At 71.4% G+C, this 14,477-nt stretch carries 16 protein-coding genes; 7 read left to right on the plus strand and 9 right to left on the minus strand.

Annotated features, from left to right (window positions below; translation table 11 throughout):
* On the minus strand, positions 1 to 574 hold a 574-nt coding region (locus ACFWWR_RS46475), incomplete at its 3' end, for a maltotransferase domain-containing protein (RefSeq protein WP_384310410.1).
* Between the two features lie 73 nt (positions 575 to 647).
* Entirely contained in the window at positions 648 to 947 is a 300-nt protein-coding gene (locus tag ACFWWR_RS46480; RefSeq protein WP_383868968.1) for a DUF5133 domain-containing protein, read from the minus strand.
* 317 nt (positions 948 to 1,264) lie between these two features.
* On the opposite strand from ACFWWR_RS46480, the gene ACFWWR_RS46485 reads away from it, so the two are divergent.
* Entirely contained in the window at positions 1,265 to 1,777 is a 513-nt protein-coding gene (locus tag ACFWWR_RS46485) for a pep a2 (RefSeq protein ID WP_383868956.1), read from the plus strand.
* Entirely contained in the window at positions 1,774 to 3,918 is a 2,145-nt protein-coding gene (gene glgX, locus ACFWWR_RS46490) for a glycogen debranching protein GlgX (RefSeq protein WP_384310413.1), read from the plus strand. The genes ACFWWR_RS46485 and glgX overlap by 4 nt, the downstream gene beginning before the upstream one ends.
* A gap of 129 nt (positions 3,919 to 4,047) precedes the next feature.
* On the opposite strand, the gene ACFWWR_RS46495 is transcribed toward glgX, so the two are convergent.
* Complete coding sequence (locus ACFWWR_RS46495; RefSeq protein WP_383868950.1) at positions 4,048 to 4,851, minus strand: VOC family protein; 804 nt, start codon at positions 4,849 to 4,851, stop codon at positions 4,048 to 4,050.
* Between the two features lie 165 nt (positions 4,852 to 5,016).
* Between ACFWWR_RS46495 and ACFWWR_RS46500 the strand changes: the two genes are divergently transcribed.
* Positions 5,017 to 5,349 carry an ANTAR domain-containing protein gene (locus ACFWWR_RS46500; RefSeq protein WP_384310415.1) on the plus strand — a complete coding sequence of 111 codons (333 nt, stop codon included), beginning with the start codon at positions 5,017 to 5,019 and terminating at the stop codon, positions 5,347 to 5,349.
* Between the two features lie 21 nt (positions 5,350 to 5,370).
* Here ACFWWR_RS46500 and ACFWWR_RS46505 read toward each other — a convergent pair whose 3' ends face one another.
* Entirely contained in the window at positions 5,371 to 6,162 is a 792-nt protein-coding gene (locus tag ACFWWR_RS46505; protein WP_383868945.1) for a SigB/SigF/SigG family RNA polymerase sigma factor, read from the minus strand.
* A gap of 359 nt (positions 6,163 to 6,521) precedes the next feature.
* Here ACFWWR_RS46505 and ACFWWR_RS46510 point away from each other — a divergent pair, with 359 nt between their 5' ends.
* The 4 genes from ACFWWR_RS46510 (at position 6,522) to ACFWWR_RS46525 (ending at position 9,339) form a co-directional block, all read left to right on the plus strand.
* Positions 6,522 to 6,977: a MarR family winged helix-turn-helix transcriptional regulator gene (locus ACFWWR_RS46510; protein ID WP_384310417.1), complete on the plus strand. Its 456-nt coding sequence runs from the start codon at positions 6,522 to 6,524 to the stop codon at positions 6,975 to 6,977.
* A complete protein-coding gene (locus ACFWWR_RS46515) occupies positions 6,974 to 7,813 on the plus strand; it encodes an ABC transporter ATP-binding protein (protein WP_384310420.1) in 840 nt (279 codons plus the stop codon). Before ACFWWR_RS46510 ends, ACFWWR_RS46515 begins: the two co-directional genes overlap by 4 nt.
* Entirely contained in the window at positions 7,773 to 8,633 is an 861-nt protein-coding gene (locus tag ACFWWR_RS46520; protein WP_383868937.1) for an ABC transporter permease, read from the plus strand. Before ACFWWR_RS46515 ends, ACFWWR_RS46520 begins: the two co-directional genes overlap by 41 nt.
* Before the next feature lie 190 nt (positions 8,634 to 8,823).
* Positions 8,824 to 9,339 (plus strand): hypothetical protein, encoded by a 516-nt coding sequence (locus tag ACFWWR_RS46525; protein ID WP_383868934.1) that lies wholly within the window; start codon positions 8,824 to 8,826, stop codon positions 9,337 to 9,339.
* A 16-nt stretch (positions 9,340 to 9,355) separates the two neighbouring features.
* Here ACFWWR_RS46525 and hemC read toward each other — a convergent pair whose 3' ends face one another.
* The 5 genes from hemC to ACFWWR_RS46550 all read right to left on the minus strand — a co-directional run bounded on the left by hemC (position 9,356) and on the right by ACFWWR_RS46550 (position 14,310).
* The gene (gene hemC, locus ACFWWR_RS46530) at positions 9,356 to 10,291 is read right to left on the minus strand and encodes a hydroxymethylbilane synthase (RefSeq protein ID WP_383868931.1); all 936 of its coding nucleotides are present in this window, start codon (positions 10,289 to 10,291) and stop codon (positions 9,356 to 9,358) included.
* 134 nt (positions 10,292 to 10,425) lie between these two features.
* On the minus strand, positions 10,426 to 11,202 hold the full coding sequence (locus ACFWWR_RS46535; protein WP_383868928.1) for an NPP1 family protein: 777 nt from the start codon (positions 11,200 to 11,202) through the stop codon (positions 10,426 to 10,428).
* A gap of 143 nt (positions 11,203 to 11,345) precedes the next feature.
* The gene (locus ACFWWR_RS46540) at positions 11,346 to 12,326 is read right to left on the minus strand and encodes an ATP-dependent DNA ligase (protein ID WP_383868926.1); all 981 of its coding nucleotides are present in this window, start codon (positions 12,324 to 12,326) and stop codon (positions 11,346 to 11,348) included.
* 77 nt (positions 12,327 to 12,403) lie between these two features.
* Complete coding sequence (locus tag ACFWWR_RS46545; protein WP_383868923.1) at positions 12,404 to 13,090, minus strand: response regulator; 687 nt, start codon at positions 13,088 to 13,090, stop codon at positions 12,404 to 12,406.
* Positions 13,087 to 14,310: a sensor histidine kinase gene (locus tag ACFWWR_RS46550; RefSeq protein WP_384310423.1), complete on the minus strand. Its 1,224-nt coding sequence runs from the start codon at positions 14,308 to 14,310 to the stop codon at positions 13,087 to 13,089. Before ACFWWR_RS46550 ends, ACFWWR_RS46545 begins: the two co-directional genes overlap by 4 nt.
* Between the last annotated feature and the right edge of the window lie 167 nt (positions 14,311 to 14,477).

A 14,477-nucleotide genomic window follows, 5' to 3' on the forward strand; every position in this document is an offset into this window, starting at 1 on the left:
GCAGCGTCTCCGACGCGGTCACGAACTCCCTCAGCGGATACCGCGAGAGGACCGCGTCCACCTCCGGCGTCAACGCCGCCGCGAGGCGCGTCGCGACCGGCAGGGTGTCATCGCGCAGGGTGTCCACGGCAGCCAGTACCGCCGACCGCTCGGGGCCCTGCGGCACCCCGGCCGCCGCCCGTTCGTACAGGTCGGCGCCCTCCTCGAGGACCAGCCCGGCGTCGATGCCTGCCGGAACCTTTATGCGGGCCGTGTGGCGCCATGTGGCCAGTGGGTCGCCCCACGCCTCGACGCGGTAAGTCCAGCGGCCCGGGGCGCCGGGGGTGACCTCGGCGCCCCAGCGGTCGCTGCCCGGGGCCAGTTCCCGCATCGGCGTCCAGGGGCCGTGTCCGCCCTCAGGATCCGTCAGCACGACGTTGCAGCCGACCGCGTCGTGGCCCTCGCGGAACACGGTCGAGGTGACTTCGAACGTCTCGTTCACGACGGCCTTCGCCGGACGCCTGCCGCACTCCACGGACGGCCGGACGTCCCGCACCGGAATGCGGCCGATCACCTGGGGCTGGGTCGAACTCATGAGTCACACCTCCGCCGTGCTCGAGGCCGGGCACGTGGCCCGGCCGGGGGATCCAAGCTGCGCCGGAAGGTGGCTACCTCCCCGCGGGGGAACGCCGGTCCGTACGCGGCGGGCCCCGTCTGACCAGGGCCCGCGTACCGGGCCGCTCGCTCTCCTCCTGGAGATAGGCGACCAAGGTGGTCCGCAGATATCGTTCGGCGGCGTCCGCGGCCTCGCGCGCGCAGCGTTTGCCCATGAGCACGCAGAGGGTGTAGCCCGAGTCCTCGAAAGTGGCCCGGACCCTGCGGTCGGCGGGGGCCGCGAGCATCCTGCGTTCCCACGCCCGATACCGCCGCAGTTGGCGGGCCACTTCGGCTTTGGCCGGCAGCAGCATGGTGCCGTTCACCTTCCAGGGGCTCGATGGCACGTCTCCCGACCGTCGGGCGGCGGCCGCGCGCGGACGCACGCGGATCCGTTACGGGCATCGAGGTCTTCACACATGGTGCATGCGCAATGACTCAGCGTCTTGTTGGATCTTCAACCACCAGGGCCTTCTCTCACCTCGTCCGTCGCTCGTGTTGCACGAACGGCGTAGCCCGCTCACTCTGTAGGTGACTCAGAAGCGATCAGTGCTCACGCTTCGTGTTCGGGGCTCATGCCCCGCAGGGGGCGAGGGGAAGCGAGAGCTTCGCCGGTGAGGAGCCAACGACGATGAAGACCGCATCGCCCTGCTACTACCACCTCGACGTGGAGGTCGGCCCGGAACGGATAGGACAGGTCAGGCGCATCCTGGCCGCTCACCTCCGGTACTGGGACCTGGAGATCCTGGTCGAGCCCGTCTGCCGCGGTACCGGGATGCTGCTGGAGGCCATCGACGAGCACGCCACGGACAAGAACACGTCGATCGAGCTCTGGTGGAACGGCCAGCACCTCATCACCGCCATCGGTGAGAACGACTGCGACCTGCGCCCGCACCAGGACCTGCGCGCCTGCCTGGAACACATCGCCGCGATGAGCGACGGCTGGGGCTGCTGCGCCACCGACACCGGCAGCAAGGTGATCTGGTTCTCGCAACGCGCCCGCGCCGGCGAGCGGGTCCCGCTCGTCCCCACGACGCCCTGGCCCAGCCTGCCCGAGGTGCTCCAGGTGCCCCGCGAGGTGCCGGTCGCGGCCCTGGCCGGGCCCGCGAGCAGACCGGACGGCATTCTGGAGGACGCTCGGTGACCGCGCGCCGACCGCACCGGAAAGGGGTGCCCGTGTGGAGCGGGCGCCCCTACCCGTTGGGCGCTTCGCACGACGGGAACGGCACCAACTTCGCCCTGTTCAGCGAGGTCGCCGAACGCGTCGAGCTGGTCCTCGTCGACGACCGGGGCCGGCACCTCACCGCGGCGATGACCGAGGTCGACGGCTTCGTGTGGCACTGCTATCTGCCAGGGATCGGGCCCGGGCAGCGTTACGGCTTTCGGGTGCACGGACCCTGGCAGCCGGCCCTGGGTCACCGGTGCAACCCGGCCAAGCTGCTGCTCGACCCGTACGCCAGGGCGGTGGACGGGGAGGTCGACAACCACGCCTCGCTCTTCGAGCGCGCGGCGGACGGTCCGTCCCCCGCCGACAGCGCCGGACACACCATGCTCGGCGTGGTCACCGACCCGGCCTTCGACTGGGGCGACGACCGGCCGATCGGGCGGTCGTACGCCGACAGCGTGATCTACGAGGCGCACGTACGGGGGCTCACCCGGACCCACCCGGACGTCCCGCCCGAACTTCGCGGCACCTACGCGGGGCTCGCGCACCCGGCGGTCGTCGAGCACCTGACCTCGCTCGGGGTGACGGCCGTCGAGTTGATGCCGGTGCACCAGTTCGTGCAGGACGGGGTGCTCACGGACCGGGGCCTGTCCAACTACTGGGGCTACAACACCATCGGGTTCTTCGCCCCGCACAACGGCTACGCCGCCCACGGCACCCGCGGCCAGCAGGTCACCGAGTTCAAGTGGATGGTGAAGGCGCTGCACGCGGCCGGCCTCGAAGTGATCCTGGACGTCGTCTACAACCACACCGCCGAGGGCAATGAGAAGGGCCCGACGCTCTCCTTCCGCGGCATCGACAACGCCTCGTACTACCGCCTGGTGGACGGCGACTGGGGCCACTACTACGACACCACCGGCACCGGCAACAGCCTGCTGATGCGGCACCCGTACGTCCTGCAGCTGATCATGGACTCGCTGCGGTACTGGGTGACCGAGATGCGCGTCGACGGCTTCCGGTTCGACCTCGCGGCCACGCTGGCCCGGCAGTTCCACGAGGTGGACCGGCTGTCGGCGTTCTTCGACCTCATCCAGCAGGACCCGGTGATCAGCCGCGTCAAACTGATCGCCGAGCCGTGGGACGTGGGGGAGGGCGGCTACCAGGTGGGCAACTTCCCGCCGCTGTGGTCGGAGTGGAACGGCAAGTACCGGGACTGCGTACGGGACTTCTGGCGCGGCCAGCCGCACACGCTCGGCGAGTTCGCCTCCCGGCTGACCGGCTCCTCCGACCTGTACCAGCACAGCCGGCGGCGCCCGCGCGCCAGCGTCAACTTCGTCACCGCGCACGACGGGTTCACCCTGCGCGACCTCGTCTCGTACAACGACAAGCACAACGAGGCCAACGGTGAGGACAACCAGGACGGCGAGAGCACCAACCGTTCCTGGAACTGCGGCGCCGAGGGCGACACCCGCGACCCGGCCGTCCTGGAGCTGCGCGCCCGCCAGCAGCGCAACTTCCTGGCCACGCTGCTGCTCTCGCAGGGCATCCCGATGCTCTGCCACGGCGACGAGCTGGGCCGCAGCCAGGGCGGCAACAACAACGCCTACTGCCAGGACAACGAAGTCTCCTGGATCGACTGGCGCCTGACCGAGGACCAGCAGGCGCTGGGCGACTTCACCCGGTACGTCATCGGGCTGCGCAGGAGCCACCCCGTGCTGCGCCGGCGCCGCTTCTTCCGCGGCGAGACCGTGACGCACGCGGGTCAGCCGCTGCCCGACCTGGTGTGGCTGCTGCCGGACGCGCGCGAGATGTCCGACGAGGACTGGCAGCGCTCCGACGCGCACTCCGTCGGCGTCTTCCTCAACGGTGACGCCATCGCCGAGCCCGACGCGTGCGGGAACCGGGTGGTGGACGACTCCTTCCTGCTCCTGCTCAACGGTTACTGGGAGCCGGTGGAGTTCCGCCTGCCCGACGCCACCTACGGCGAACGCTGGACGACGCTGATCGACACCGCCGAGCCCCACGGAGCCGACGAGGCCGAGCACAAGGCGGGCGCGGGAATGACCGTCGACGCGCGCAGCCTCGTCCTGCTCTCGAGGCCCTCGCGCGCCGCCCGCTGAGGCTCGGCGCGGGCATCGGGGCCCCCGGCCGCCGGCCCCCGGCCGCCCGGGGCCCCGTCCCCGCGTGCAGAGTCAGCGTTCGCGGTCGGCTCAGCGTTCGCGGTCGGCTGTCAGCGTTCGTGCGGCACGTCAGCGTTCGCGTCGTGAGGTCACCGTGAACTGCGCGCCGTCGGGGTCGCGCAGTACGGCCTCCTCACTGCCCTTCGACAGGACGCTGCCGCCGTGCACCTCCGCGGCCCGCACGCAGGCCGCCACGTCCGAGACCGCGAAGTGGACCTGCCAGTGCGGCCGGATCGCGGGGTCGGGAGCCGATTCCAGCGCGCCGGACTCGATGCGCGCCACCACGTCGCCCCGGCTGCGCAGCACGACCTCGCCCGCCTCGTAGCGGACCTCGCAGCAGCCGGGCCGGTCCGAAGCCCACTCCAGCACCTCGCCGTAGAAGATCGCGGCGTCGAAGGCGTCGCGGGTGTGGAGCTTGATGAAGGCCGGCTGCGCCTCGCGCCAGCTCTCCCAGTTGGCGAAGAGTTCGCCCTCCCAGATGCCGAAGGCCGCCCCGTCCCGGTCGGCGAGCAGCGCCGCCCGCCCGGGTGGGAAGGACAGCGGCCCCACCGCCGTCGTGCCACCGCGCTCCTGGGCGCGCGCCGCGGCCTCGTCCGCGCTGGGCACGGCGAAGTACGGCGTCCAGGCGACCGCCATCTGCCACATGGAGGCGACCGCGGCGATCCCGGCCACCGGTGTGCCGTCGGCCAGCGCCACCCGGAAGCGGTCGCCGAGCTTCGCCGGCTGCCACTCCCAGCCCAGCACAGCCCCGTAGAACTCCTCCGTGGCCTGCTGGTCGCGGCTGGTCAGGCTCACCCAGCAGGGCGCGCCGAACACGGAATGTGTGGACTGGACGGTCTTGGTGGCGCTGGACGGTCGCGTGTCGTGGTTCATGGCGTTCGTGTCCTGCTCTCATCGGCCGGGGCCACAGGTCTCGTCCCAGTGTCCGACCGGAAGCGCTCGGGGCGCCTGCCGAGTACCCCGGTGGCGCCGCCGAAACGGTGGCCCGTCCGCGTCGCGCCCGGTGGCGCGGGGCCGGACGAGTGACACGATGGAGAGGTGTCAGCCGTACCGGAGGAACCAGCCGACGAGTCGGACCGCATCTTCGAGCTGCAGGAACAGATCGACCAGCTCAAGGAGGCGGTCGCCTCGCACGCCGTCGTCGACCAGGCGATCGGCATGGTCGTCGCGCTCGGCAGGGTCACGCCCGACCAGGGGTGGCAGGTGCTGAAGGACGTCTCCCAGCACACCAACATCAAGTTGCGCAATGTCGCCGAACTGATCCTCCTGTGGGGGCGGGCCGGGACCATGCCCGCGGAGATCCGCGCGGAGCTGGAGGATGCCATCGACCGGTACGGCCCCACGCAGATCCCGGGAGTACCGCCGGAGTGACGGCGGCGGCGCGGCGGGAGTTCACCCCGCCTCGGTGAGGATCTCCTCGCGCAGCCGGTCGAAGCAGCTGCTGAGCAGCCGGGAGACGTGCATCTGCGAGATGCCGAGCTGGTCCGCGATGCTGCTCTGTGTCATCCCGCGGAAGAAGCGCAGGTAGAGAATGGTGCGCTCGCGCTCGGGAAGTGCCTCGAGGCAGGGCCGCACGGCCACCCGGTCGACGACGACGTCGAAGGCCGGGTCCGGGCCGCCGATCGCGTCACCCAGGGCGTACCCCTCGGTGCCGGGCATCTCGGCCTCCAGCGACAGCGCGGTGAAGCACTCCAGGGCCTCCATCCCGGTGCGCGCCTCCTCCTCGCTCATGTGCGCGAACTCGGCGATCTCGGCCAGCGTCGGGCCCCGGCCCGGGGTCGTCTGCGACATCTCCTTCGCGGCCTGGCGCACCCGGTTGCGCAGGTCCTGCACGCGGCGGGGCACGTGCAGCGTCCACATGTGGTCCCTGAAGTGCCGCTTGATCTCGCCGGTGATGGTCGGCACCGCGTACGCCTCGAAGGCGCAGCCCCGCTCGGGGTCGTAGTGGTCGACGGCCTTGACGAGGCCGAGGGCGGCCACCTGGTACAGGTCCTCCAGGGACTCGCCGCGGCCCCGGAAGCGGACGGCGATCCGCTCGGCCATCGGCAGCCAGGTCTCGACCAGTTCGTCGCGGAGTGCCTTGCGTTCCGGGCTGGGGGGCAGGTCGACGAGCCGCACGAAGTCGGCGGCGGTGTTGGGGGCGTCGTCGTGCGGGTGCGGCTTCGTTCTGCCAGTGACAGGCATGGTGCGCGCCTCCCTCAGCAGGTGCTGGATGGACAGAACCGTGGGGGCGCGGGCTCGACCTTGCGGAGGCCGGCCTGGGCCGGGCGGGCCGGCTCCCACGGACGTGCCTCCTGTCCGAAGCACTGAATTGCGGATTCCCGCGAGCGTCCGGTTCGAAACAATTCCGGCGAATTCCATGATGGCGGGCGATCGCGGAATAGTGAAATGTTGAAAAGGGGACGGGGTTGCCGCGGGAAAACACTTTCTGAAATCGATGGAATTCATTGAGTGATATCCGCGTCGGGGTAGTCGCCCTGCCTGTCGTGTTCTTGACCAACACTTGGGTTGGTTACCTCTGCTACAGAGGTAACGTCCTCGGTGTGGAACCAGAGACCTTCACCGAGGAGCTGGCCGACGCGCTGGTCGGCGTCCAGCGGCTCATCCGGCGCCGGCTGCGCCGGGACATGCCCGACCCCCGGCTGCGTGGCGCCGAGGTCGAGCTGCTGCGCCTCGTCGTGGAGCGGCCCGGCATCGGGATCTCGGACGCCGCCAAGGAACTGTGCCTGGCGAGCAACTCGGTCTCGACGCTGGTCAACCAGCTGGCCGGGCAGGGCTACCTGATCCGGGAGACGCACCCGGCCGACCGTCGGGCCGCCCGACTGCTGCCCACCGCCGCTGCCGGGGCCCGGCTGGGCGAGTGGCGCGAGCGGCGCGCCGACCTCGTACGACGCGAGGTGTCCCGCCTCGACGCGGCGGACCGGGACGCACTGCACGCGGCGATCCCGGCGCTGCGCAAGCTCGCCGTCAATCTGCACGAGGAGGTCGAGGAGTCATGACACGGGACGCTCAGGGGGCGGTCGCCTGCACCGGGCTCGCCTATTCCTTCGGCGACACCAACGCGGTCGACGGGCTCGAGTTGTCGGTGGCGCAGGGCGAGGTCTTCGGACTGCTCGGACCCAACGGTGCCGGAAAGACCACCGCCATTCGCTGCATCACCACCCTGCTGCCCGTTCCCGCCGGGATGGTCCACGTCTTCGGCCGCGACGCCGCCAAGGAGGCCATGGCCGTACGACGCCTGCTGGGTTATGTGCCGCAGCAGTTGTCCGCCGACGCGGGCCTCACCGGCCGCGAGAACGTCGCCCTGTTCGCCCGGGTCTTCGACGTGCCCCGCCGCGAGCGCGCCGAGCGCGTCGCACAGGCCATGGCCGCGGTCGACCTCACCGGCGCCGCCGACCGGCTCGCGGGCACCTACTCCGGCGGCATGATCCGCCGCCTCGAACTCGCGCAGGCCCTGGTCAGCGCGCCCCGGCTGCTGATCCTCGACGAGCCGACCATCGGCCTCGACCCGATCGCCCGCACCGACGTGTGGGAGCACATCAACGCCGTCCGCGCGGCCACCGGCATGACGGTCCTGGTGACCACCCACTACATGGACGAGGCCGACCACTACTGCGACCGGGTCGGTCTGATGCACCGCGGCCGCATCCGGGCCCTCGGCACCCCGGCCGAATTGCGGCAGGGGCTCGGTGAGCGCCGGGGCGCCAGGGCAACGGATCCGCTGCCCACCCTCGAGGACGTCTTCCGTGACGTCGCCGGCAGCGGTCTCGACGACCAGTCAGGAGAGTTCCGCGATGTCCGAAGCACCCGCCGCACCGCAGGCCGCGTCGGCTGACCGCGCCCGCGAGGCCGGCATCGGCCTGCTGCTGAGTCCGCCCGAGCCCCGCGCGGGCTGGCGGCTGCTGCCCACCCGGGTCGTGGCGATGTGTGCCGTCGAACTGCAGAAGCTGCGCCACGACCGCACCGAGCTGTACACCCGGGCGGTCCAGCCGGCCCTGTGGCTGCTGATCTTCGGCCAGACCTTCACCCGCATCAAGGCGATCCCCACCGACGGCATCCCCTACATCGACTACCTCGCGCCCGGCATCATCGCCCAGTCCGCGATGTTCATCGCCATCTTCTACGGCATCCAGATCATCTGGGAGCGTGACGCCGGCGTCCTGAACAAGCTCCTCGTCACGCCGACCCCACGCTCGGCGCTGATCACCGGCAAGGCGTTCGCGGCCGGCGTGAAGTCGCTGATCCAGGCGGTCGTGGTCATCGTCATCGCCGCGCTGCTGGGCGTGGCGCTCACCTGGAACCCGCTCAAGCTGCTGGGCGTCGCGGCGGTGGTGATCCTCGGATCCGTCTTCTTCTCCTGCCTGTCGATGACCATCGCCGGCATCGTGCTCAGCCGTGACCGGCTGATGGGAATCGGCCAGGCGATCACCATGCCGCTGTTCTTCGGCTCCAACGCCCTCTACCCCGTGTCCCTCATGCCCGGCTGGCTCCAGGCGATCAGCACGGTCAACCCCCTGAGCCACCAGGTGGACGCCCTGCGCGGCCTCCTCATCGGTACGCCCGCCCACCTGGCGGTCGACTTCGCGGTGCTGATTGTGGCCGCCGGGCTCGGCATCGCCGCGGCCTCGTCGCTCCTGGGCCGACTGGCACGTTGACCAGGCGTCCGGAAAGTGATGTGCGGCACGCGCGGGAATCCGGCCGTCCGACCGGTCGGCGGATTCTTCCTGCGCACGGCTTGATCACTGATCAAGGGGACGAATTCGCTGGCCACAGCGCATTCTGCTCATTTGACAGCGTGCAGAGCGCAAAGATAGGAAGCAGCTCTCTGAGGTCGAGAGGTGGATTGTGTACGAGCCGAACGTGGTCGGGGACTGGCAGGAGTACGACGAGCATGCCGGTCTGCGTGTCCGCGTACACCGTCTGGAGGCGGCCGAGCCGCCGCGTGGACGGGACGACGCCGCCGAGGGGCTGACGTACTTCCGGGTCCGCGTCACCGTCGAGAACCGCGGCAGCCTGCACTCGACCATCCATCTGGAGGACGGCCAGATCGACGTGCGCATCGGCACCGACGGGGAGAGCGCGTTCATCGACTGGCGCAATTCGCAGTTCATCGAGGGCTTCGACGTCTATCCGCTGCGCAGGGCGACCGCCGTGCTGTACGCGGCCGGCCCGGAGGCGTCGCTGAGCCAGGTGGACGTCCAGGTCCAGCTGCGCGTCGACGACGAGTGGGCGGACCGCCGGCTGTGGGCGGGCGGCATCGGACTGGACGAGCAGGCCGTCGGCACCGGTGCGGTGCGCGACGGCCTCGCCTGCCAGGTGAGCAACTTCCTGCGGGACCAGGCCGAGGAGGGCACCGCCTGACGCGCGGGCCCGCCGCTCAGTGCGGAATGCCGTCGATGATCTCGCGGGCGCCCTGACGCAGCAGCGCCACGGCGACCGAGGTGCCGAGCGTCGCCGGGTCGAGGCGGCCCGCCCATTCGTGGGCGTTCAGCCGGGTCTTGCCGTCCGGGGTGAAGACGCAGGCGCGAAGGGAGAGCTCGCCACCGCGGTCCACGCGTGCGTACCCGGCGATCGGGCTGTTGCAGTGTCCCTGCAGGACGTGCAGGAACATGCGCTCCGCGGTCGCCTCGCGATGCGTGTCCGGATCGCCGAGCGCGCTGACCGCGTCGATGATCTCGGTGTCGCCCTCCCGGCACTGCAGGGCGAGGATGCCCGCGCCGATCGGCGGCATCATCGTCTCGGGGGAGAGGATTTCGCTGATCACGTCCCGGCGGTCGATGCGCTCCAAACCGGACACCGCGAGCAGGAGCGCGTCCGCCTCGCCGGCCGCCAGCTTCTCCAGCCGCCGGTTGGCGTTGCCGCGGAACGGCACGCACTCCAGCTGCGGGTGGGAGGCGGCCAGTTGCGCGACCCGGCGCACCGAAGAGGTGCCGATCCGGGTTCCGGACGGGAGTTCGTCGAGGGTGAGGCCGCCGGGGTGGATGAGGGCGTCCCGGATGTCGTCCCGCTTCAGGAACGCGGCGAACGTCGTGCCCGCCGGGAGCGGCCGGTCGGCGGGCACGTCCTTGACGCAGTGCACCGCGAGATCCGCCTCACCGGCCAGCAACGCGGCGTCCACCTCCTTGGTGAACGCCCCCTTGCCCTCGACCTGGGACAGATCGCCCATCCACTTGTCGCCGGTCGTCTTCACCGGCACGACCTCGGTGCGCACTGAGGGGTACAGGGCCGCCAACTCGGCCCGGACACGCTCCACTTGGGCGAGCGCCATGGGCGAGTCGCGGGAGACGACACGGATCAGTTCGGGCATGGACATACGGCCACGATAGACCCTCACGGCGGTGCCTCCGTGCCGTACCGCCCGACGCCACCCGCCCGGCAGACGGGCCGACCCGGCGTGCCGTGTTGCGGGCAGCGCCGGGCCGGTGGGCGTTCCGGACGGTCAGGCGGTCAGGCGTTCGGGTCGAAGGTGATCCCGGACGGCTTGGCCGAGGACAGGTGGGCGGCGAAGTTGCCGTCCTTGAGGCCGAAGTTGGCGCTGCCGAAGTCGTACGCGCTCAACTTGTCGCGCAGCCCCGACGGGTAGCCGTTCCAGCCGACCAGCGGCGGGTACTGCCAGGTTCCCTTGTGGTTCTCCGGCGGCTCGTCGCCCGAGTTCGCCAGCCGGAAGCAGTGCGTGCTGACGCCGTCCTTGTGGTAGACGATCTTCGCGTGGGTGCCGTCGAAGCGGACCCCGGACGCCGCGGTCACGGTGAACGAGCCGTGGTTGGACGTCGAGACGTACTGCACCTGGTTGTTCTGCACCCACACCACGACGTGCTCCCAGTCGTGGCGGTGGCCGCCGATGCTGCTGCCGGCGACGGCCTGGTCCTTCTCGAAGTACAGGCCGTACATGTAGGCGCACCAGCCGTTGTTGCACTTGGAGCGCGAGTAGCTGTTGGTGTTGTCGAGGTCCGAGGCGTCGCGGCAGTCGCCGTTGAGGGCGCCGGTCGGGTTGAGGCCGCCGTTGACGGTGCCGTCGGGGCCGATCGCGGGAGTGGGGTAGCAGCCGTCCGTGTCGTAGTCGAAGGCCGGCTGGTACGTGTTCTCGGCGGCTTCGGCGTTGGCGGGCAACGCCCTCGGCGGGGCCGCGAAGGCGGCGGTGGGGAAGGCGACGACGAGCGCGGCGGCGCCGGCCAGGCCGGTGATCCATCTCCTGCGGTGTGCCTTGAACGAAGGTGACGACACTGCGTCCTCCTCTTGGTGCGGGCGCAGCCCAACGGCTGTGGGGGGAAGGGGGGTTCAGCTTCCCGGGTTTTCATGTCCGCGCCAAGAGGTCGCAGGCTACTCTCTGGTGACGGCAGCCCCAACAGTTGGAACGTGACGAGGTGTCAGGCGAGGTCGTCCGGCAGGTTGGCCGCCGACTCCTCGGGAGCGAGGTCCGGCCGCAGCCGCAGCCAGGACGGCTGGCGCAGCATCCCGGCCCGGGTACGGGTGCTGTAGCGGACCTCGCCGACCAGCCGGGGCAGCACCCAGCGCGCACCGGGCACCCGCGGCACGGGGTCGAAGGGGCACACGTCCGTCGCGGCGGTGCTGAGCAGCGCGGCGAGTTGCTCCCGTTCCGTCTCGCTCCAGCCGGTGCCCACGCCGCCGACGTACCGCAGGCGCCCGGCGGCGCGCTGGCCGACCAGGACGGCACCGGGCAGGCCCGTGAGCCGTCCCTTGCCGGGCAGCCAGCCGCCCACGACGACGTCCTCGCTGCGCATGTTCCGGATCTTGATCCAGGCGCGGGAGCGGACACCGGGCTCGTACACCGAGTCCAGCCGCTTGCAGACCAGGCCCTCCAGACCGTGCTCGCGGGTGGCCCGCAGGGCCTGTTCGCCGCGGCCGACGAGCGCGGCCGGAGTCGACCAGTAGGGCCCGGCCAGCCCGAGTTCCTCCAGCCGCGCCCGCCGCCGCAGGTAGGGCAGGCCCAGCAGGGAGCGCTGTCCGAGGTGCAGCACGTCGAACAGCACGAGGTGGACGGGTACCTCCGCAGCCCGGCGCGCCGCCCTGCCGGGCGCCTGCACCAGCCCCATCCTGGACTGGAGCAACTGGAAGTCGCCGCGGCCCTGTTCGTCCAGCGCCAGGACCTCCCCGTCCAGCACGGCAGGTGTGGCGCCGAGCGCGTGGCCCAGCGCCAGCAGCTCGGGGTAGGCGACGGTGACGACCTCCCCGGACCGGGCGCGCAGCACCACACTGCCGTCGCCGGGGAGATAGACCACCACGCGCTGGCCGTCCTGCTTCGTCTCGTACGCCCACCGCGCGTCCTGCGCGGCGGGCGGCAGGGTGCCGGGCGTGGCGAGCATGGGAGGGATCAGCGGGAGGCTCACGGGTCAGTTGTCGACCGGCCCGGCGACCGCCACGCGCCCTCCCGGAAGGTTTCCCCTGAACGGCCGCCGACCGCGGGTCAGCGGTCCGTGGCCGGCGGAAGGGCCTGCACCAGCCCCGACTGGTAGGCCATGACGACGAGTTGGGCACGGTCGCGGGCACCCAGCTTGGTCATCGCACGGTGCACATGGGTGCGTACGGTCAGCGGGCTGACGAAGAGCTTCTCGGCGATCTCGTCGTTGGAGTGCCCCTCCGCCGCCCAGGCCATCACCTCGCGTTCACGAGTGGTCAGGACGGCGAGGTCCTGGGACGCCGCCAGCCGGGTCCCGAGCCCCGGAGCGGCCAGGAAACGGCTGATCAGGGTGCGGGTGGCGGCGGGGGAGAGGAGGGAGTCGCCGGCCCCCACGGTCCGGACGCCGGTGAGCAGCGCCTCCGCTGTGACGTCCTTGCCGAGGAAACCGCTCGCCCCGGCCCGCAGTGCCTGGGCCACGTACTCGTCGATCTCGAACGTGGTGAGGATCAGCACCCGGGTGTCGGACAGACCCGGGTCCGAACAGATGACGGAGGTGGCGGTCAGTCCGTCGGTGCCGGGCATGCGGATGTCCATCAGGACGACGTCGGGGTGGTGGAGCCGGGCGAGGTCGACGGCCTCGGCGCCGTCGGTGGCCTCGGCGACCACCTCCATGTCGTCGCAGGAGTCGATCAGGATGCGGAAGGTGGCCCGCAGCAGGGCCTGGTCGTCGGCGAGCAGCACGCGGATGGTCATGGGGTCCGTTCTTCGTGTTCCACAGTGGTGGGGTGCAGGGGGAGGCGGGTGGTGACCTCGAAACCGCCCTCCAGCCGGTGACCGGCCTGGAGGGCGCCGCCGACGGACCGGGCACGTTCGCGCATACCGATCAGGCCGAGGCCGTGGCCGGAAGACGTGGGGGTGGTGGCGGTGCCTCCGAAGGCACCGCCGGTGCCGTTGTCGGTGACGGTGATCGTCAGTTGGTTCTGGCCGTAGCGCAGCCGTACGCGGGCCGCCTCGGCCGAGGCGTGCTTGGCGACGTTGGTCAGAGCCTCCTGCACGATCCGGTAGGCCGTCAGGTCCACGCCGGGCGACAGCGGCCTGGGGGCGCCCTCGGTGCTGACGTGGACGACGAGACCGGCGGAGCCGAACGCGGCCGTCAGCTCGGAGAGCCGGCCGAGACCGGGGCTGGGGGCGGTCGGAGCGGCGGGGTCGTCCGCCTGGCGCAGCAGGCCCCCGGTGGCCTTCATCTCGCGCAGTGCCGAGGACGTCGTACCGGCGAGATCGGTGAGGATCCGCCGGGACTGTGCGGGATGCGTACGGGAGAGATGTGCTGCCGTGCCCGCCTGGGCGTTGGCCAGCGCCAGATGGTGGGCCACCACGTCGTGCAGCTCACGGGCGATCCGCATGCGTTCCTCGGCGACCCGGTGCCGCGCCTCCTCCTCCCGGCTGCGCTCGGCGTACTCGGCGCGCGCCTGCACGGCCTCCAGGTAGGCACCCCGCAGCCGGGTCGCGTTGCCGGCGGCGACCGGGAGCAGCAGGCAGGCGGCGGGGCTGAGCGTGTCGAGCTGCCAGGGGTGGTCGAGCGGATCCAGGAACAGGGCTGACGTCACCAGCAGGGTGAGGGCGGCGCAGAAGAAGGCGCGGGCCGTCCTGCGGTCGCGGGCGACGGCCAGCCGGTAGAGCGCCAGCATGAGCGGTCCCAGCAGCAGCGGCGTGAGCAGATGGCCGAGCGCGGCGGCACCGGCCGCGCACAGCGCGGTCACGGCGACGGTGGCACGAGGTCGGCCGCGCTGCCGCAACAGTGCGGCCGCGGACACGGCCGCGAGGGCGATCGTGGGCCCCACGGCGTCCGGCCGTCCGCTGCCGGGCACGCTGATCTCGGTGCCGAACAGGAAGGCCGCGAACAGCAGCGCGGCCGACATCGTGTCGACCGTGCGGACATGGTCGTCGGCGTAGCGCTGCAAGGGGGAGCTCATCGGGTTCTCCGGTCGGTGTCCTGGAGCCATGGTGGGTGATGCCCGACGCAACGACGGACGAGGGTCGCCCCGGGGGAGCGGCAACCGCGCGCCACACGGGGGGGGGGGGGGGTGCGGCCCGGGCGGGCCCCCCCTTGGGCGGGGGGGGGGGGGCCCACAAGCGACGG

Source organism: Streptomyces sp. NPDC058678 (assembly GCF_042714835.1).
Lineage (GTDB): Bacteria > Actinomycetota > Actinomycetes > Streptomycetales > Streptomycetaceae > Streptomyces.